General features: G+C 70.2%; 17 protein-coding genes. 7 read left to right on the top strand and 10 right to left on the bottom strand.

The window, feature by feature from the left end; translation table 11 throughout:
• Position 1: 1 nt before the first annotated feature.
• The 5 genes from MRBLWO14_RS10265 to MRBLWO14_RS10245 all read right to left on the bottom strand — a co-directional run bounded on the left by MRBLWO14_RS10265 (position 2) and on the right by MRBLWO14_RS10245 (position 4,644).
• On the bottom strand, positions 2-898 hold the full coding sequence (locus MRBLWO14_RS10265; RefSeq protein ID WP_341933055.1) for a carbohydrate ABC transporter permease: 897 nt from the start codon (positions 896-898) through the stop codon (positions 2-4).
• A complete protein-coding gene (locus tag MRBLWO14_RS10260) occupies positions 895-1,767 on the bottom strand; it encodes a sugar ABC transporter permease (RefSeq protein ID WP_341933054.1) in 873 nt (290 codons plus the stop codon). Before MRBLWO14_RS10260 ends, MRBLWO14_RS10265 begins: the two co-directional genes overlap by 4 nt.
• Positions 1,768-1,838: 71 nt before the next feature.
• Positions 1,839-3,146: an extracellular solute-binding protein gene (locus tag MRBLWO14_RS10255; RefSeq protein ID WP_341933053.1), complete on the bottom strand. Its 1,308-nt coding sequence runs from the start codon at positions 3,144-3,146 to the stop codon at positions 1,839-1,841.
• A 119-nt stretch (positions 3,147-3,265) separates the two neighbouring features.
• Positions 3,266-3,907, bottom strand: a complete 642-nt coding sequence (locus MRBLWO14_RS10250) for an HAD family hydrolase (protein ID WP_341933052.1) — start codon at positions 3,905-3,907, stop codon at positions 3,266-3,268.
• Positions 3,904-4,644 (bottom strand): GntR family transcriptional regulator, encoded by a 741-nt coding sequence (locus tag MRBLWO14_RS10245; RefSeq protein WP_341933051.1) that lies wholly within the window; start codon positions 4,642-4,644, stop codon positions 3,904-3,906. The genes MRBLWO14_RS10250 and MRBLWO14_RS10245 overlap by 4 nt, the downstream gene beginning before the upstream one ends.
• Before the next feature lie 88 nt (positions 4,645-4,732).
• On the opposite strand from MRBLWO14_RS10245, the gene MRBLWO14_RS10240 reads away from it, so the two are divergent.
• Genes MRBLWO14_RS10240 through MRBLWO14_RS10230 form a run of 3 tightly spaced genes read left to right on the top strand, consistent with a single transcriptional unit; the run spans position 4,733 to position 8,864 of the window.
• Positions 4,733-6,226: an amino acid permease gene (locus MRBLWO14_RS10240; RefSeq protein ID WP_341933050.1), complete on the top strand. Its 1,494-nt coding sequence runs from the start codon at positions 4,733-4,735 to the stop codon at positions 6,224-6,226.
• Positions 6,227-6,267: 41 nt separating this feature from the next.
• On the top strand, positions 6,268-7,452 hold the full coding sequence (locus tag MRBLWO14_RS10235; RefSeq protein WP_341933049.1) for an FAD-dependent oxidoreductase: 1,185 nt from the start codon (positions 6,268-6,270) through the stop codon (positions 7,450-7,452).
• The gene (locus MRBLWO14_RS10230; protein ID WP_341933048.1) at positions 7,449-8,864 is read left to right on the top strand and encodes an FGGY family carbohydrate kinase; all 1,416 of its coding nucleotides are present in this window, start codon (positions 7,449-7,451) and stop codon (positions 8,862-8,864) included. The genes MRBLWO14_RS10235 and MRBLWO14_RS10230 overlap by 4 nt, the downstream gene beginning before the upstream one ends.
• Positions 8,865-8,876: 12 nt before the next feature.
• Here the strand turns inward: MRBLWO14_RS10230 and MRBLWO14_RS10225 are convergent, their stop codons facing one another.
• The gene (locus MRBLWO14_RS10225; protein ID WP_341933047.1) at positions 8,877-9,509 is read right to left on the bottom strand and encodes a DUF1684 domain-containing protein; all 633 of its coding nucleotides are present in this window, start codon (positions 9,507-9,509) and stop codon (positions 8,877-8,879) included.
• 56 nt (positions 9,510-9,565) lie between these two features.
• Between MRBLWO14_RS10225 and MRBLWO14_RS10220 the strand changes: the two genes are divergently transcribed.
• Entirely contained in the window at positions 9,566-10,468 is a 903-nt protein-coding gene (locus MRBLWO14_RS10220) for an SDR family NAD(P)-dependent oxidoreductase (RefSeq protein WP_341933046.1), read from the top strand.
• A gap of 21 nt (positions 10,469-10,489) precedes the next feature.
• Here the strand turns inward: MRBLWO14_RS10220 and MRBLWO14_RS10215 are convergent, their stop codons facing one another.
• Positions 10,490-10,873: a DUF4406 domain-containing protein gene (locus MRBLWO14_RS10215; RefSeq protein WP_341933045.1), complete on the bottom strand. Its 384-nt coding sequence runs from the start codon at positions 10,871-10,873 to the stop codon at positions 10,490-10,492.
• A gap of 64 nt (positions 10,874-10,937) precedes the next feature.
• Between MRBLWO14_RS10215 and MRBLWO14_RS10210 the strand changes: the two genes are divergently transcribed.
• The gene (locus MRBLWO14_RS10210; protein WP_341933044.1) at positions 10,938-11,672 is read left to right on the top strand and encodes a DeoR/GlpR family DNA-binding transcription regulator; all 735 of its coding nucleotides are present in this window, start codon (positions 10,938-10,940) and stop codon (positions 11,670-11,672) included.
• A gap of 53 nt (positions 11,673-11,725) precedes the next feature.
• On the opposite strand, the gene MRBLWO14_RS10205 is transcribed toward MRBLWO14_RS10210, so the two are convergent.
• On the bottom strand, positions 11,726-12,415 hold the full coding sequence (locus MRBLWO14_RS10205; RefSeq protein WP_341933043.1) for a GPP34 family phosphoprotein: 690 nt from the start codon (positions 12,413-12,415) through the stop codon (positions 11,726-11,728).
• Between the two features lie 150 nt (positions 12,416-12,565).
• Between MRBLWO14_RS10205 and MRBLWO14_RS10200 the strand changes: the two genes are divergently transcribed.
• Together MRBLWO14_RS10200 and MRBLWO14_RS10195 are read left to right on the top strand one after the other, a co-directional pair.
• Complete coding sequence (locus tag MRBLWO14_RS10200) at positions 12,566-13,975, top strand: APC family permease (protein ID WP_341933042.1); 1,410 nt, start codon at positions 12,566-12,568, stop codon at positions 13,973-13,975.
• Entirely contained in the window at positions 13,962-14,192 is a 231-nt protein-coding gene (locus tag MRBLWO14_RS10195) for a multidrug transporter (RefSeq protein WP_341933041.1), read from the top strand. Before MRBLWO14_RS10200 ends, MRBLWO14_RS10195 begins: the two co-directional genes overlap by 14 nt.
• 39 nt (positions 14,193-14,231) lie before the next feature.
• Here MRBLWO14_RS10195 and corA read toward each other — a convergent pair whose 3' ends face one another.
• Both corA and MRBLWO14_RS10185 read right to left on the bottom strand, forming a co-directional pair.
• On the bottom strand, positions 14,232-15,248 hold the full coding sequence (gene corA, locus MRBLWO14_RS10190) for a magnesium/cobalt transporter CorA (protein WP_341933040.1): 1,017 nt from the start codon (positions 15,246-15,248) through the stop codon (positions 14,232-14,234).
• A 34-nt stretch (positions 15,249-15,282) separates the two neighbouring features.
• Positions 15,283-16,566, bottom strand: a complete 1,284-nt coding sequence (locus tag MRBLWO14_RS10185) for a serine hydrolase domain-containing protein (protein ID WP_341933039.1) — start codon at positions 16,564-16,566, stop codon at positions 15,283-15,285.
• Positions 16,567-16,640: the final 74 nt, after the last annotated feature.

Below are 16,640 nucleotides of genomic sequence, written 5' to 3'. Positions count from 1 at the left end.
GTCAGCCCTTCACGGCGCCGTCGCTGAGACCGGCGACGAGGTACTTCTGCGCGATGAACGCGATCACGAACACCGGGATGGTCAGCAGCATCGATGCGGCTCCCGCCTGTTGCAGCATCGGCAGGGTCTGTCCGAGCTGCGTCGCGATGAACACCGGAACCGTCTTCGACGACGTGTCGGTGAGCACGAGCGCCGTGAGGTACTCCTGGAACGCGAACAGGAACACGAAGATGCCGGCGGTGAGGATGCCCGGCCCCATCAACGGGATCATGACGCGCCGCAGCATCCCGATCCGGGTGCAGCCGTCGATCATCGCCGCTTCGTCGAGCTCCCGCGGGATCTCGGCGAAGAAGTTGCGCAGCAGCCAGATCGTGAACGGCTGGTTGATCGCGACGAGGGCGATCGCGAGCGCGAACGTCGTGTCGTAGATGCCGAGCGCGCGGCTGATGTCGTACATCGGCAGCACGACCGAGAAGCGCGGCAGCGCCCGGAAGATCAGCGCGAGCACGAGCAGCAGCGCCGACACGTAGCTCGGGAAGCGCGACAGCGCGTACGCCGCGGGGATGCCGATCACGAGCGCGATCACGGTCGAGACCACCGCGACGACGAGCGTGTTGACGAGGTAGTCCGCGAAGTACGTCGTCTCCCACAGGTCGACGAACGCCTGCAGCGTGGGCTGGTAGTCCCAGAGCACCGGCGGGTTCGAGAACGCGACGTCGGTGGGCTTGGTCACCGACAGCGTCATCCAGATGAACGGGCTCAGCACGACCACGCAGAGGATGCCGAGCAGCAGCCCCGTGATGACGGGCGGGCGGTGGGGGCCGCCGCGGCGGCGCCGCTTCGGCGCGCCGCGGGTGACGATGGCTCTCGTCGAGAGCTCTGCGGAGGTGAGACTCATCGTTCGGCCTTCGCTTCCTTGAAGATGCCCCGGATGAACGGGATCAGCATGATGAGGATCAGGAGGATGGTGAGCACGTTGATCGCGCTGCCGAGGCCGAGGTTCTCGGCGCCGTCGGCGAACGCCACCGAGTAGACGTAGAGCATGATCGACTCGTTGCCGATGTTCTGCGCCTGCGGCGACAGCGGGATCAGGTTGTCGAACATGCGCAGCACGTCCATGATCGTGATCAGGGTCACGAACCCGAGCACGCCGCGGATCGTCGGGATGATCACGCTGATGTGCGTCTGGAACGCGTTGGCCCCGTCGATCTTCGCGGCCTCCTTCAGCTCGTTCGGCACGCCCTGCAGCCCGGCGAGGATGATGAGCATCGCGAACGGCAGCATGTGCCAGACCGTGTTCGCGATGACCAGGATCGCGTTGGGCACCTGGTCGGTGAACCACAGCACCTGGGTGCCGCCGAAGAAGCCGATGAGCCGGTTGACGACTCCGCCGAAGTTGTCGTCGAAGAGCCACGAGAACGCGACGGCGCCCACGAGGTTCGGCAGCACGTACGAGACGAGCATGATGCCGAGCACCAGGGGGCGCGAGGTGGTGATGCGGTTGATGCCGGTGGCGATGATGTAGCCGAAGACCAGCAGGATGGCGGTGGTGATGATCGTCACGACCACCGTGAACACGACCGCCTTGTGGAAGCGCGGATCGGTCAGGGCGTCGGTGAAGTTCTCGAGCCCGATGAAGGTGCCCGGTGAGCCGTAGCGGACCTGTTCGAAGCTCCACTGCACGGTGCGCACCAGCGGGAGCACGAGGAGCGCCCCCATCACCAGCAGACTCGGGAAGAAGAGCAGCCAGAACTCGCGTGCCTTCATAAGCGTCCTCCCTTGGACGGACTGTGGCCTGAACTCGCGCTCAGGCCACAGTCATGACGTCGGTGCGTCGGTCAGCCGGCGATCTTCTCGCCGGCGGCCTGCATCTGGGCGAGTCCTTCGTCGACCGCGATCTGGCCGTTCAGGATCGAGACCAGGATCGGCCGGATCTCGTTGGTGATGTCGGCCGCGATCGGCGAGACGATCGGGGGCATGGCGCTGGCGATCGAGTCGTTGGCCGCCGCACCGTACGGGGAGTTCTTCTCCGTCACCATTCCCTCACGGGCAGGGTAGGCCGCGGGGACGGAGGCCTTCGACGCGTCTTCGCTGACGGCGGAGGCCATCATCTGGAACAGCATGTCGTGGTCGAGCTTGGTGTTGAACGGGATCGACCAGCCGTCGATCGAGAGGCGGTTGTACGAGTACTCCGCGTCGGAGGTGACCTTCGGCGCCCCGGCGAACCCGAACGAGTCGGCGAACTTGGAGTTGGAGTCGAGCGTCAGGTCGAACATGCGACCCGAGAACATGATCGACATCGCCGCGGTGCCGTTGAACATCTGCTGCTGCACCTTGGGCTGGTCGAACGTGGTGACCTGCGGGTCCATGTACGGCTTGAGCGCGAGCATCGCCTCGACGGCCTGCTTGGCCTCGGGGGTGTCGAGCGTGACCTCGCCGTCTGCGGTGACGAAGTCGGCACCGAGCGAGTTCATCGCACCCTGGAAGCCGGTGGTGACGTCGGCCGTGGCGAGCCACGGCAGGGCGATCGGGTAGTCCATGAGCCCGGCGCCCTTGATCGCCTCGGCCGCGTCGATCATCTCGTCGAACGTGGTCGGGACCTCGAGGCCGAGGTCGTCGAAGATGTCGGTGCGGTACGCCATGACGAACATCTGCGCCTGCATCGGCACCGCGTAGATGTCGCCGTCGTACGACATGCCCTCGACCATCGACTGGCTGATGTCGCCGAGGCCGTAGTCGTCGGCGTACTTGTCCCACAGATCGTTGAGGGGGACGAGCTTCTCCTCCTCGCCGAATCCGGGGATGACGAAGCCGTACGTCTCGATGATGTCGTAGGTGCCCGTGTCGCCCGCGAGGGTCGCGGTGGTCTTGGTCACCTGGCCGCCGAAGTCGATCGGGTCGTGCTTCAGCGTCACGTCGTCGGTCGAGCAGCTCGACACCATCGTGTCGGTGAACGGGTCGATCGCGGAGGAGTTGTAGGCGAGGACGTTGACCGTCGTCTTGCCTTCGGGTGCCGTGTAGTCGCACGTCACCTTCGTCGAGTTCTCATTGTCGGTGCGGGAACCCGCGCCACAGCCGGCGAGGGCGACGATGCCCACGGCGACGAGTGCGAGTACCGGCAGTGCTCGGTGCTGTGTGTGTCCCATGTCGCTGATGGTATACGTATGCAGTCGACTTAGGGAAGCCTATATTCGGGCTTTCTCGACAGTTGGAATACGTATACTGCACCGGTCGTGCCACACCCGCCGTCCCGACACCGGCGAGGTCACCCGCCGAGCGCCTCGAACGGGATGCCGTGACGCGAGAACTCCCGCGTCGAGCGCGGTCCGGCGTCGACCAGCACGGTCCGACGGCTGCGTCGGGCGAGCGGCAGATCGCTCGCGGAATCCGTGTAGAGCGTATCCGCGATCGCGCCGGGGCGCATCGCCTCCAGGGTCTCGACCTTGCGCTCGCCCACGTTGTGGTCCGCGAAGCGCGGACCCCGGGCGGAGAAGCGGAAGCGCGACGCGAGCAGCGGCATCCCGCCGACGCCGAGGGCGTCGAGGTACGCCGCGGCGAGCGCGTGCTCGGTCGCGGTCGTCACGACGCCCGAGCCGTCGGCCCATGCCCGGCGCAGCGCGGTCAGCACCTCGGGCCGCACGTTGTCGGGGCGTGCGGCGAGCCCCTGCGCGGTGCGGACAGCGAGCCGCGCGTAGGCGGCCTCCGACACGCCGGAGAGGACGACGTGCACGATGACGCGGTTGCACCGCGGGCGCAGCGACCCCGCCGCCGGAGCGAGCGCGGCGGTCACCGCGAGAGCCGCGACCGGCAGCACGAGCCACGGGCGCGACCGCAGCCGCGCGAACACGAGCGTGGCCATGGTGTCGGCGCGGCTGAGCACACCGTCGAGGTCGAAGACCGTGGTCACTCCGCGTCGACCGCCCGGTCGATGATGAGCGAGACCCGGTCGGCGCGGTAGACGTCGACCGCGAACTCCAGGCAGTCGCCGTCGGCGAGGAACGTCCGTCGCGTCAGCTGCAGTCCGCCCGCGGCGCGGCGGGTGCCCAGGCGGCGTGCATCGTCGGCATCCAGCACGACCACCTCGAGCTCCGCCGAGGTGCGGGCGATGGCGAGGCCGAACCGCCCGCGCAGCTCGTCCCACAGCGACCCTGCGAGGTCGCCGTCGAGCAGGCCGGGCACGAGGTCGGCGCGGTAGTAGGTCGTCTCCACGGCGAGGGGCTCGTCGTTCGAGCGCCGCAGGCGCCGAAGCGCGTAGACGAGTGAGCCGGCAGGGATGCCGAGCCCCGCCGCGACGGTCTCGTCGGCCGGTCGCTCCTCGGCCCAGAGGAGCTCGGCTCCCGGGTTGCCGCCCGCGCGGGCGATCTCCTGCGAGAACGAGCCGAGCCGCAGGCGCACGCGGGGTTCCGACACGAAGGTGCCGCGGGTCGCGTCGCGGTGCACTCGCCCCTCGTTCTCGAGCACCCCGAGCGCACGGCGGAGGGTCATGCGGCTCACGCCGAGCTCGACGCTCAGGTCTCGTTCCGCCGGCAGGGGCGTGCCGGGGGTGAGCTCACCGTCGTCGATGCGGGTGCGCAGCTCGCCGGCGATGCGCACGTAGGCGGGCTCGCCAGATTTCGTCCGTGTGAATTCTTCCGTCTCGCGCATGCCCACCATTGACACGCTACTCGTGCTCGCTCTACCGTGCCTTGGTATAGACCAGCTGTATCCACCGCCGTCGAATGAAGGTCGAGTCATGGAAACACCCGAAGCTCCCATCGCCCCGTCCGCCGCCCCGACCGGCACCCGCATGAAGCGGGAGCTCGGGCTCTACGCATCCTTCGCCGTCGCCTTCGGGTTCGTCTCGATCGCGACCGGCATCTTCACGACCTACGGGGCCGTGCTGAACAGCAGCGGACCGCGCGGCATCTGGGCCTGGCCCATCGCCGTCGTCGGTCAGACCATGGTCGCGCTCATCTTCGGCGCGCTCGCCGCCCGCATCCCGATCAGCGGCTACGCCTACCAGTGGGTGTCGCGCCTGGCCAACCCGATCCTCGGCTGGCTCACCGGGTGGATCTCGTTCGCGTTCCTCGTCGTCGTGGTGGTCGCGGTCGACTACACGATCGCCGCGACGATCCTGCCCGAGCTGTTCGGCTACGCCCCGAGCCCCGCCAACTGCTGGGTCATCACGGCCCTCGTGATGCTGCTGCAGGCGATCCTCGTGGCCCTGAGCACCAAGGTCACCAACCGCGTCAACGAGGTCGCCGTGACCGTGCAGATCATCGGGATGATCGGCATCACCGTGCTGCTGTTCGCCGTCGGTGCGGCGCTCGGGCGCCTCGACTTCACGCAGCTGTTCGCCACGGCACCCGTCGCCGAGGCGGGGTACTGGGACTTCGGCGGACTCACCGAGGCCGGCCCGTTCCCGCTCGCGTTCCTGCTCGGCGCGTTCACGATCGTCGGCTTCGAGTCGGCCGCGAACCTCGCCGAGGAGACGAAGAACCCGGAGCGCGTGATCCCCCGTGCCATGGTGCAGGCCGTCGTCGCCCTCGGTGTGCTGGGGATGCTGTTCCTCATCGCCGTGACCGCACTCGCGGGCGACACCGCGAAGCTCGCCGAGTCGGCGACCCCGGTGGCCACCGTCATCACCTCGGTGCTGGGCCCCGTGGTCGGGAAGATCCTGCTCGTGCTCGTCGTCATCTCGATCTTCTCGTGCGGCCTCGTCATCACCCTCAGCGGCACCCGCCTGATCTGGGCGATGTCGCGCGACGAGCGCTTCCCCGCCTGGCAGCTGCTCCGCCGCGTCAGCCGCACCCGGCACACCCCGGTGGCGGCGACGCTCGGCTACCTCGTCATCACGCAGGCGATCCTCGCGATCTTCAGCGGCACGAGCGATGCGCTCTTCATCCTGTTCTCGGCGGCGACCCTGCTGCCGGCGATCATCTACGCGGGCACCGTGCTGCTGTACATCGTGAAGCGCCGCTCGCTCCCCGCGAGCGCCGGGTTCTCGCTAGGCCGGTGGGAGGTGCCGGTGCTGATCCTCGCGAGCGTCTGGCTCGTGTACGAACTGCTCATCTTCCGCGACGTCTCGTTCGAGCAGCCGCGACTGTACGTCGGCATCATGCTCGTGATCGGCATCGCGTACCTCGTCTACCTGCTCGCGACACGCGGACGCCGCGGTCTCACCATGCCCGATATGGCCGACGTCGACCGCACGTTCGACGACGACACCGCGTCCGCCTCCCGGTGAGACGCCCCTCCTCCAGAGAAATCAGCGAAAGTGGAACCATCATGAACTCCCCCTCTCCCGCCCTCCCCGTCGTCGTCATCGGCGGAGGAATCGTGGGGTCGGCCCTGCTCTACACGCTCGCGCACCGCGGAGTGGATGCCGTGCTCCTCGAAGCCGAGAGCGCGCTCGGTCTCGCGGCGAGCGGCACGAACTCCGGCGTGCTGCACACCGGATTCGACTCGACCCCGGGTGAACTCGAGACCGAGCTGATCCTGCGCGCCGCCCGCATCCGTCCGGCCATCCTCGACGCGCTCGGAGTGCCCGTCATCCACTGCGGCGCCGAGCTCGTGCCGCACACGGACGAGGATGCCGAGACGGTCGCGGCGCTCGCGGCCGGCGCCGCCGCGAACGGCGTGGAGGTCGAGATCCGCGAGTCGGACGGCGCCCTGCTGGTACCGGGCGAGTCCGTCAGCGACCCCGTCGCGTTCACGTCGGCGCTCGCGGCGTCGGCTGTCGCCGCCGGGGCACGGGTGGAGCTGGGCGCACGCGTCTCCGCGCTCACGCCGGGCGAGGAGGCCATCGTGGTCGAGACGGCCGACGGCCGGACCATCCGAGCCGCCGCGGTCGTCAATGCCGCCGGGCTGCACGCCGACGACGTGGCCCGGCTCATCGGCGACGACTCGTTCGAGATCTACCCGCGCAAGGGCGAGTTCTTCGTGTTCGAGCTGCCGGGCGGCGCGACGCTCGACCGCATCATCCTGCCGGTGCCGACGAAGCGCACGAAGGGCGTGCTCGTCTTCCCCACGCTCGACGGCAAGGTGATCGCTGGTCCGACCGCGGTCGACCTCGACGACAAGGACGACTGGACGGTGCGCCGGGAGGCACGGGAGGAGATCCTCGCCAAGGCCGTCGCGCAGTTCCCCGCGCTGGACGGCCTCGAGCCGATCGCGAGCTACGCGGGGCTCCGCCCTGCCGGCCGAGGGAGCAACTACGTGATCGGGTCGTCGGAGAAGGATGCCCGCCTGATCAACGTCGCGGCCATCCGCTCGACGGGTCTCACCGCGTCACTCGGCATCGCCGATCACGTGGCGGAGCTGCTCCCCGCGGTCGGCATCGAGGTCGGTCCGCTGCAGCCGCCCACGCCCGCGGCGCCGGTTCCGGCCGCGAGCACGCCGTGGTGGCGTCGCACGGCCGAGCACCGCGGCGTGCTGCCGGGTGCCGTCGCGGGCGAGGATCAGCCGTCATGACCACCGTGCTCGCGATCGACCAGGGCACGTCGGGCACCAAGGCGGTCGTCGTCGACGAGTCCGGGGAGATCCTCGCCCTGAGCGAAGTCGCCGTGCGGCCGACGTACCTCTCGGGCGGCGGAGTCGAGCAGGACCCCGAGGCGCTGCTCGACTCGGTGCTCCGCGCCGGACGCACCGCGGTCGCCGAGGCGGGCGCCGAGGTCGACATCGTCACCCTCGCGAACCAGGGCGAGACCGTGCTCGCGTGGGATCCCGATACCGGCGCCGCGCTGTCGCCCATGATCGTGTGGCAGGACCGCCGCGCCGAATCGGTCTGCGCCGAGCTGCGCGACCACGCGGAAGACATCGCCCGCCGTACCGGACTCGTGCTCGACCCATACTTCTCGGCACCCAAGCAGGCGTGGATCCGGCGCACTCTCACCCGCGAGGGCGTCGTGACGACCTCTGACAGCTGGCTGCTGCACCGCCTCACGGGCGAGTTCGTCACCGACGCCTCGACCGCCAGCCGCTCCCTGGCGGTCGACCTCGACAGCGCCGCCTGGGACCCCGAGCTGCTCGACCTGTTCGGACTCGCCGACGAGCGACTCCCCCGCATCCTCGCGTCCGACGACGTCGCGGGCACGACGACCGCCTTCGGCGGCTCCGCTGCGGTCGGCGGGCTGATCGTCGACCAGCAGGCGGCGCTCGTCGCGCAACGCTGCCTGCAGCCCGGTGAGGCCAAGTGCACGTTCGGCACCGGCGCGTTCCTGCTCGCGAACACCGGTACGGAGGCCGTGCGCTCCACCGCCGGGCTCTCGTCGTCGGTGGCGTGGCAGCAGGGCGGGCAGACGAGCTACTGCCTCGACGGCCAGGTGTACACGGCGGCGTCCGCGGTGCGCTGGCTCGAGAAGCTCACGTTCATCGACACGGCCGCCGATCTCGACCGGGTCGCCGCCGACGACGCGGACGGCGTGCTGTGTGTGCCGGCCCTCGCGGGACTCGCCGCTCCCTGGTGGCGTCCGGACGCGACGGCGACGTTCACCGGCATGACCCTGTCCACGGGCAGCGAGCATCTGGTGCGCGCGGTGCTGGAGGGCATCGCAGCGCAGGTGGCCGAGCTGGCCCGCGCGATGTCGGCAGACCTCGGCTCCCCGCTCCAGCGGCTGCGGGTCGACGGCGGGCTGACCCGCAGCCGGGTGCTCATGCAGGCGGTCGCCGATCTCATGCGCGTCCCCGTCGACGTGTATCCGTCGCAGCATGCGACACCTCTCGGCGCTGCCGCGCTCGCCCGCTGCGCGGCGGACCCCTCGCTCACGCTCGACGAGGCGATCGTGTTGTGGTCGCCCTCGCAGACGTACGAGCCGCAGTGGTCGGACGACAGAGCCGCGGAGTTCTCGGGGCGCTGGCGCGCGGTGGCGGAGTCGCTGTCCTGACCCACCCGGCGGTCAGGCGGCCCCCGCGTAGAGCTCGCCGACCGGCACGGCCACCGGCAGCACATTGCCCGGCTGCGCGAGCGGACACGCCCACGCCGGGTCGTAGGCGCACGACGGGTTATAGGCGAAGTTGAAGTCCAGCACGACGGTGCCGCGCTCGGCATCCGATCCGAGGTCGGCGCCCTTGATGGTGTCGAGCAGGTAGCGTCCGCCGCCGTACGTGCCGCCCGGCGTGCCGGCGAGCGCGTCGCGCACCGGTACGAACAGGCCGCCCCCGTAGGTCGTCAGCCGCCAGACGTCGAGGCTGCCCACGCCGGGGATCTCGACGAGGCCGACGCGCTCGAACGGCACCACGCCGTCGGTGCCCGTCGCGAACTCGAAACCGCCGGGCTCCGCGGGCTGGATGGGCAGCTCGAAGCGCCACTCCGGGTCGTACGAGGCGATCGGCACGCCCTCGAAGAGCACCCGGTCTTCGGCCAGGAGCGGAGTGGCCGGATGCCGCAGCAGCAGCTCATCGCGCTCGATGCGCCACAGTTCGTGGGCCTCCTCGGGCGAATCGGCCTCACGGATCGCGGCGTACAGCGCGAAGACGCGGCGCCGCCAGTCGGCGACCTCGAGGGCCGTTCGTGCACTCTGCGTGGTCATGCGCCCAGGCTACGGGAGGCAGCGCCACCCGGGGCCGGGCACCGTAGGTTGGTGTGATGACCCCGACCCCGCGGACCCGCGACCTGGCCGGCCGAACGTTCCTCGTCACCGGGGCGAACGCCGGCATCGGATACTGGTGCGCCGAGCTGCTCGCCGCCCGCGGCGCGCGGGTCGTGCTCGGATGCCGCTCGGTCGACCGCGCGACCGTGGCTGAGCGGTCGATCCGCACGCACGTCGAGGGCGCCGACGTCGGCATCCTCTCCCTCGATCTCGGTGCGCTGACCGGCATCGCCGCTGCGGCGGCGAGCGTGGACGAGCCTCTGCACGGCGTGATCTGCAACGCGGGGGTGAAGGCGGCTGACCGCGGCGAGCGCACCGCCGACGGGCACGACCTCATGATCGGGACGAACGCGCTCGGCCATTTCGCTCTGCTCGCCCGGCTCGCACCCGCTCTCGCTCCGGATGCCAGGGTCGTCGCCGTCGGCTCGATCGCACACCGGTTCGCGCGCATCTCCCCCGACACGCTCGACGCCCCGTGGACCGGCAGCTCGCTGCGGCAGTACGGGCGCTCGAAGGCCGCGCTCATGGCCCTCGCGTTCGAGCTCGATCGACGGTGGCGCGGCACGGCGCGCTCGGCGCTCTGCGCGCACCCCGGCTATGCGGTCGACCCGCTCACCCCGGAGCGCGACGGCCTCGCCCCCGTCCGGCCGTCGACCAGGCGACTCGCCTCCCTCACCCGCGGGGTGGTGCAGGGGAAGGATGCCGGTGCCGCGCCGATCGTGCACGCCGCGGCCTCGCCGGACGCCACCGGCGGCGACTACTGGGGGCCGGGCGGACTGCTGGAGTTCCGCGGCGCTCCGCGCCGCGTCCGCGCGTCGGACGAGGTGCGCTCGCGGGAGGTCGGCGCCGCCCTCTGGACGGCCGCCGAGGAGCTCACCGGAGTGACGTTCCCGGCGTGATCGGTCGTGCCGCCCATGCCGTCAGACGGCGCGGACCGCGGCGGGGATCTCGTCGACCGAGCGGTAGACGGGGAGTCCGCGCTGGAGGGCGATCTCGACGTCCTTGTCCGCGCCCGCTGAGGCTCCGGGCAGGCGCAGCACCGCGTCGCAGTGCTGCAGCAGGCGGCGGGCCGTCTCGTACATGACGTCGCCGTCTTCTCCTGCCTCGTCTCCCGCGGCGCCGTCCGAGAGTCCGCGCAGCACGGGGAGGGCCACCCATTCGCCGATCATCGGCACGTGTCCGAGGCGGTGGATCGGCGCAGCCGCCTCCTCGAGCCGTTCGAGGTTGCGTGCAATGAGCGCGGGGTCTCCGCCGGTTCCGGAGCGGTAGGGGCCGGCGATGAGGATCAGGAGTGGTGTGTTCATGCCGAGCACTGTATCGTTAACCGTGCACAAACGTGCAACTCCATGAAAGAACGAGGCTATCCGGATGCTGAGCGCCCAGCGCAGGACCCATCTCCGCGAGATCCTGCAGCGCGACGGTCGGATCGTCGCGAAGGACGTCGCCCGCGAGCTGTCGCTGTCGGAGGACTCCATCCGTCGCGACCTCCGCGAGATGGCCGAGGCCGGTGAGCTCGTCCGCGTCTACGGCGGAGCACTCCCGATTCCCGCCGCCGACCGCCCCGTGGACGCGCGACTCCGCCTCGCGACGGAGAGCAAGGAGCGTGTGGCCCGCCGCGCGGTCGACCTCATCGCCCCGGCATCCACCGTCGTGCTCGACGCCGGGACCACCACGCTCGCGATGGCCAAGATGCTGCCGCCCGGCGCCGACCTGACCGTGATCACTCCGAGCCCCGCCGTCGCACTGGCGGTCGCCGAGCACACCGACGCCCGGGTCGTGATGATCGGCGGGGAGCTGTCGCGCCACTCGCTCGTAGCAGGCGGACCGCTGGCGATCGAAGCCCTGCAGCACCTCTCCTCCGACGCGTTCTTCCTCGGTGTCACGGGCATCGATCCCGAGAACGGCCTCACCACCGGGCGTCTCGACGACGCCGCGACGAAACGAGCCGTCGCCGCCCGGAGCCGACGCACCTACGTGCTGGGCAGCGAGGAGAAGATCGGGGCGACGTCGCACTTCCCCGTTCTCGACCTCGATGCGGTGACCGGGATCGTGGTCGACCCCGACGACCGCAATCCCCTCATCGGACGCCTCCCGACGGTCTGACGGGCGGCAGGTCGGGTGACCGGGCTCAGGTGACCGGGCTCAGGTGACCGTGCTCAGGTGACCGTGGCCGCGACGATCGCGGGAGTCATGGCCGCCATCATCGCCGCAGCCATCGCCGCGTTGAGGGCGCTCGCCACCGCGTCGCCGACCGCGGTGCCGTCGGCCTGCGGCGCGTCCGCCGTCAGCTGTTCGATCCGCTTCTTGAGGTCGCGAGCCGAGGCACCGGCGCACTCCTCCCGGAGGATCGCGTGCGCCGCGTTCAGGTTCTGCAGGATCGACAGCAGCGAGAGGTCGGCCCTGGTGGCGGCGCGGTCGCCGGCGATCACGTCGGCGAGGCGGGCGCGCAGCACGCGCTCGGGCGCCGGGTCGGACTCGGGCGTGCGCACGGACCCCCAGCCGAAGAATCCGCGCTCACCGCGCACGAGCACACCCTGCACGACGAGCGACTCGACGACCACCTCGAGCGGGTCGAGCTTGGGACGGCCGATGAGCGACTGCAGACGCTTGCCGCGCAGCGGCAGCAGCCGCTCGAGCGTCGTGTCGAGCACCGGGTGCCCGGTCGGCTCGGTCGACGCGATTTCGACGACGGGATGACGCTCCTCGGTGAGGGTGATGCGCCCACGCAGCGCGAGGTCGGTGAGCACGGCGGCGATCTCGCCGTACAGGCGATTGACGCTCACCGAGGATTCGACCCGGCCGTCAGGACGGAGGAGGAGCATGTGGAGCTCTTCGACGATCAGCATGCCTCCACGGTACGCAGGAGCGCCGCCGCCCGGCATCCACCGGAGGAATGATTCGCCGGGTCCGCCGCCCGGCCGACCGGGTGTGGCCGACCGGACCCCGCCGTGTCAACCCCGTCGCCCGACGACGATCGCGTTCCTAGGGTTCAGCGCATGGCATCCGACACCGCAGACGCGCCCGCCGGCGCCGAGACGCCCACGAAGCTGCGGCGTGCGATCACCGGACCGCTGCTGTTCGCCTTCATCCTCGGCGACGTGCTGGGCGCCGGCATCTACGCGCTCATGGGCGTGCTCTCCGAAGAGGTCGGCGGGATGCTGTGGGCACCCCTGCTGCTCGCACTCCTGCTCGCGCTGTTCACCGCCGGTTCCTACGCCGAGCTGGTCACGAAGTACCCGCGTGCCGGCGGGGCGTCGGTCTTCGCCGAGCGCGCCTTCCGCAGTCCGATCGTGTCGTTCCTCGTCGGGTTCAGCATGCTCGCCGCGGGCGTGACGAGCGCGGCGGGTCTCGCGATCGCCTTCGCCGGTGACTACTTCGGCACGTTTTTCGACCTGCCTGCGACTCCCGTGGCCATCGTCTTCCTCGCGGTCGTCGCCGCCCTCAACGCCCGCGGCATCCGGGAATCGATGGGCGCGAACCTCGTGATGACGGCGATCGAGCTCAGCGGCCTCGTGATCGTGATCGCGGTGGTCGGCATCTTCGTCGCAGGCGGTGGCGGTGACGCGTCGCGACTCACCGCGACCCCCGAAGGCACGCCGGTCGCGCTCGCAGTGCTGGGCGGAGCCGTGATCGCGTACTACTCGTTCGTCGGGTTCGAGACCTCGGCGAACATGATCGAAGAGGTCAAGAACCCTCGCCGCACCTACCCGCGCGCCCTGTTCGGGGCGCTGTTCACCGCCGGCGCGGTGTACGTGCTCGTCGGCGTCGCGAGCTCCCTCACACTCCCCGCGTCCGAGCTGCAGGAGTCCAGCGGCCCGCTGCTCGCGGTGGTCGAGGCCACCGGCGTCAGCATCCCCTCGTGGCTGTTCAGCCTCATCGCGCTGATCGCCGTCGCCAACGGCGCACTGCTGACGATGATCATGGTGAGCCGTCTCACCTACGGCATGGCCGAGCAGCGCCTGCTGCCGGGCATCCTCGGGCGGGTGCTCCCGAACCGCAGGACGCCGTGGGTGGCGATCCTCACCACGACCCTCGTCGCGATGGGCCTGACGCTCGTCGGCGACCTCGCGACACTCGCCGAGACCGTGGTGCTGCTCCTGCTATTCGTGTTCCTCAGCGTCAACGTGTCGGTGCTGGTGCTCCGTCGCGACCGGGTCGAGCGCGACCACTTCCGCGTCTGGACGTTCGTGCCGGTGCTCGGCGTCGCGTCCTGCATCCTGCTGCTCACACAGCAGCGTCCCGTCGTCTGGCTCTTCGGCGCCATCCTGCTCGCCGTCGGCGTCGTGCTGTTCGTCCTCGCCCGCTGGGGACGCGCCCGCTCCGACCGGGCGACAGCAGCCGCCACCGCATCCGCCTCACCGACCACCCCTCACGACACCCAGGAGGACACCCATGGCAACGCCTGACGACACGAGCAGCGTCGACGACATGAGCTTCGACGAGAAGCGTCACGACCAGCTGACCACCGCCCCGAACGCGACGGAGGAGGACGCGGCTCCGCGCATCGAGGTCACCGAGCACGACGGCGTGACGCGCATCGACATCGCTCCGGATGCCGCGGTGCGCCCCGGCCCCGGCCCGGGCGTCGAGCTCGACGACGAGGGCCGCCCGGTCGACCGCTGAGCCGCGTGCTCTCCGACCGACGGCGCGGCCAGCGCTCGGCTAGAGCCAGCCCTTGCGCTTGAACGCGACGTAGAGGCCCACGCCCATCGCGAGCATGAGCCCGATCGCCATCGGATACCCGAACGCCCAGTGCAGTTCAGGCATGTTGTCGAAGTTCATGCCGTAGACCGTGCCGACGAGCGTCGGGGCGAAGAGGATCGCGGCCCAGCCGGAGATGCGCTTGACCTCGTCGTTCTGGCGGATGCTCAGCTCGGTCATGCGCCGCATCTCCTCGTTCTGGCGGCGGGCGACGATCGTCGACTCCACCGTGAGCGCGTTGTCGAGCACGGTGCGGAACGTGGTGACCCGGTCGGCGATCCGCAGCGTGTGGTCGAGCACATCGCGCAGGTACCGCTGCAGCTCCTCGTCGACGTGGTACTTCTCGGATCCGCGAAGCAGGGCGTCGAGCATGCCGGACAGCGGCTGCGTCGCCCGCTGGAAGTCGATGACCTCGCGACCGAGCTCGTAGATGCGCTGGGTCGCGTCGACGCCCTCTTCGAACAGCTGGCTCTCGATCTCGTCGATGTCGTTCTCGAGACCGGCGAGCACCGGGGCGTACTCGTCGACCACCTCGTCGAGGATGGCGTAGAGCACCGCCTCCGGACCCTGCGTGAGCAGCGCGGGATCACCCTCCAGGCGGTGCCGCACCTTGCCGAGGTCGGGTGATTCGGCGTGGCGGATCGTGACGACGAACTCCGGTCCGACGAGCACGTGGATCTCGCCGAACTCGACCTCCTCCGTCGCATCGAGGTAGCGGGCGGAACGCAGCACCATGAACAGCACGTCGCCGTAGCGCTCGAGCTTCGAGCGCTGATGGCCCGAGAGCGCGTCCTCCACCACGAGCTGATGGATGCCGAACTCCTCGGCGACCTCGCGGATCTCATCGGCGCTCGGCCGATAAAGGCCGATCCAGCTCATGCCGCCGCGCGCGTGCATGAGCTCGAAGGTCTCGCTGAGGCTCGCGGGGTTCTCGGTGCGGACACCGTCGACATAGATGGCGTTGTCGATGATCGGCATGGCGCTCCTCCTGCTCAGGCCGTGCCGGGTGCGCTCAGCCCTCGGCGGGGGCGACGCAGGCGATGGCCGTCTCGGCGATCGCCTGGTGGTACTGCTCGGCGGTGAAGGGCAGACCGAAATCGGGCGCCGTCTGTCCGGAGGCAGCGGGGGCCTTCGACGCGATGGCGGCGAGCTCCCACGCGAGGTACGCGGCGACCGTGCCGCCCTGCGTCGAGTCGTTGAGCGACACGGCGACCGTGAAACCCGTGGTCGGGTCTGAGTACGCGGCCGTGGCGTAGCCGGGAGTCCAGCCGTACTGACCGACCATGGAGCCGACGAGGCTCGCGCCGCCGGTCGCCTGCTGCCACGACGGCGCACCCTCGTAGGCGGGCAGCGGGGCGCCGAAGCGGTTCGGCTCCTCCTTGGTCCGCAGTACCTGGGCCGCCTCGGCCTGGGCGTAGCGACCGAGGTCCTCGATGGTCGACACGACGCCCGAGTCGGTGAACCCGGTGCTCGACGACATGGTCGTGATGTCGACGGGAGCCGCGCAGTTGTACCCGCCCTCGACGGGCGACAGGTAGTGGCCCTCCATGACCGCGCCCGTCGACGGCGGCGCCGCGGTCGCGCGCGGAAGCGACGTGTTCGGGAGCCCCAGCGGCTCGGTGACGTACTGCGCGATGAGCTCGGAGGCGGAGAGACCGGAAGCCCGTTCGAGGGCGAGACCCAGGATCAGGTACCCGGCGTCCGACTCGCGGTACGTGGTGTGCGGGGCGACACGTCCGGCGCCGAGACCGTAGGAGGCCAGCTCCAGGGGCGACCACACGCGCTCCGGGGTGTTGAGCCACGCCGACTTGGCGACCGCTTCGGACGAGCCGATGCCGCTCGTGCCGTTGCACAGGTCGACCAGCGTGACATCCTTCATGTCGGGCACACCCGAGACGTAGTCGGGCACGAGGTCGTCGAGGTCGACCGTCCCCTCGTCGGCGAGCGCGTACAGCACGTCGCAGGTCATGAGGCGGGTCACGTCGCCGATGCGGAACGCCATGTCGGTGCTGATCTCGGCTCCGGCACCCGGATCCTGCGTCCCGACGCCGGTCACCCACTTGCCGCTCCACGGCACCCAGACGCCGACGACCGCACCGGTCGCGCCGGAGGCCGTGAGCGCGTTCGTGACGGCATCCTGCATCGCCGCGACCGTGTCGTCGGGCAGAGCGCCGTCGACCTGAGCCGGCGGCTCGTAACTGAAAGAGGGCTCGGACGTGCACCCGGTGAGGAAGATCCCGAGCATGGCGACGCCGGCCGCTGCTGCGCGGAACCTGCGCGACGAGAGAAGCTGCATGAAGGGGACCCCCGGAAGACGTGTCTCCCGAGTCTAGAACGCGGAGGCTGAAAGTACGCATCGGGCGTGCCCGT

This window comes from Microbacterium sp. LWO14-1.2 (assembly GCF_038397715.1).
GTDB lineage: Bacteria > Actinomycetota > Actinomycetes > Actinomycetales > Microbacteriaceae > Microbacterium.
This window is presented reverse-complemented; position numbering and strand designations above follow the sequence as displayed.

Excerpts from the sequence above, each read along its gene's own strand:
- MRBLWO14_RS10225 (WP_341933047.1), bottom strand. The coding sequence starts at position 9,509 with ATGACCACGCAGAGTGCACGAACGGCCCTCGAGGTCGCCGACTGGCGG.
- MRBLWO14_RS10215 (WP_341933045.1), bottom strand. The coding sequence starts at position 10,873 with ATGAACACACCACTCCTGATCCTCATCGCCGGCCCCTACCGCTCCGGA.
- MRBLWO14_RS10220 (WP_341933046.1), top strand. The coding sequence starts at position 9,566 with ATGACCCCGACCCCGCGGACCCGCGACCTGGCCGGCCGAACGTTCCTC.
- MRBLWO14_RS10185 (WP_341933039.1), bottom strand. The coding sequence starts at position 16,566 with ATGCAGCTTCTCTCGTCGCGCAGGTTCCGCGCAGCAGCGGCCGGCGTC.
- MRBLWO14_RS10205 (WP_341933043.1), bottom strand. The coding sequence starts at position 12,415 with ATGCTGATCGTCGAAGAGCTCCACATGCTCCTCCTCCGTCCTGACGGC.
- MRBLWO14_RS10245 (WP_341933051.1), bottom strand. The coding sequence starts at position 4,644 with ATGCGCGAGACGGAAGAATTCACACGGACGAAATCTGGCGAGCCCGCC.
- MRBLWO14_RS10260 (WP_341933054.1), bottom strand. The coding sequence starts at position 1,767 with ATGAAGGCACGCGAGTTCTGGCTGCTCTTCTTCCCGAGTCTGCTGGTG.
- MRBLWO14_RS10235 (WP_341933049.1), top strand. The coding sequence starts at position 6,268 with ATGAACTCCCCCTCTCCCGCCCTCCCCGTCGTCGTCATCGGCGGAGGA.
- MRBLWO14_RS10255 (WP_341933053.1), bottom strand. The coding sequence starts at position 3,146 with ATGGGACACACACAGCACCGAGCACTGCCGGTACTCGCACTCGTCGCC.
- MRBLWO14_RS10195 (WP_341933041.1), top strand. The coding sequence starts at position 13,962 with ATGGCAACGCCTGACGACACGAGCAGCGTCGACGACATGAGCTTCGAC.
- MRBLWO14_RS10240 (WP_341933050.1), top strand. The coding sequence starts at position 4,733 with ATGGAAACACCCGAAGCTCCCATCGCCCCGTCCGCCGCCCCGACCGGC.
- MRBLWO14_RS10200 (WP_341933042.1), top strand. The coding sequence starts at position 12,566 with ATGGCATCCGACACCGCAGACGCGCCCGCCGGCGCCGAGACGCCCACG.
- corA (WP_341933040.1), bottom strand. The coding sequence starts at position 15,248 with ATGCCGATCATCGACAACGCCATCTATGTCGACGGTGTCCGCACCGAG.
- MRBLWO14_RS10265 (WP_341933055.1), bottom strand. The coding sequence starts at position 898 with ATGAGTCTCACCTCCGCAGAGCTCTCGACGAGAGCCATCGTCACCCGC.
- MRBLWO14_RS10230 (WP_341933048.1), top strand. The coding sequence starts at position 7,449 with ATGACCACCGTGCTCGCGATCGACCAGGGCACGTCGGGCACCAAGGCG.
- MRBLWO14_RS10210 (WP_341933044.1), top strand. The coding sequence starts at position 10,938 with ATGCTGAGCGCCCAGCGCAGGACCCATCTCCGCGAGATCCTGCAGCGC.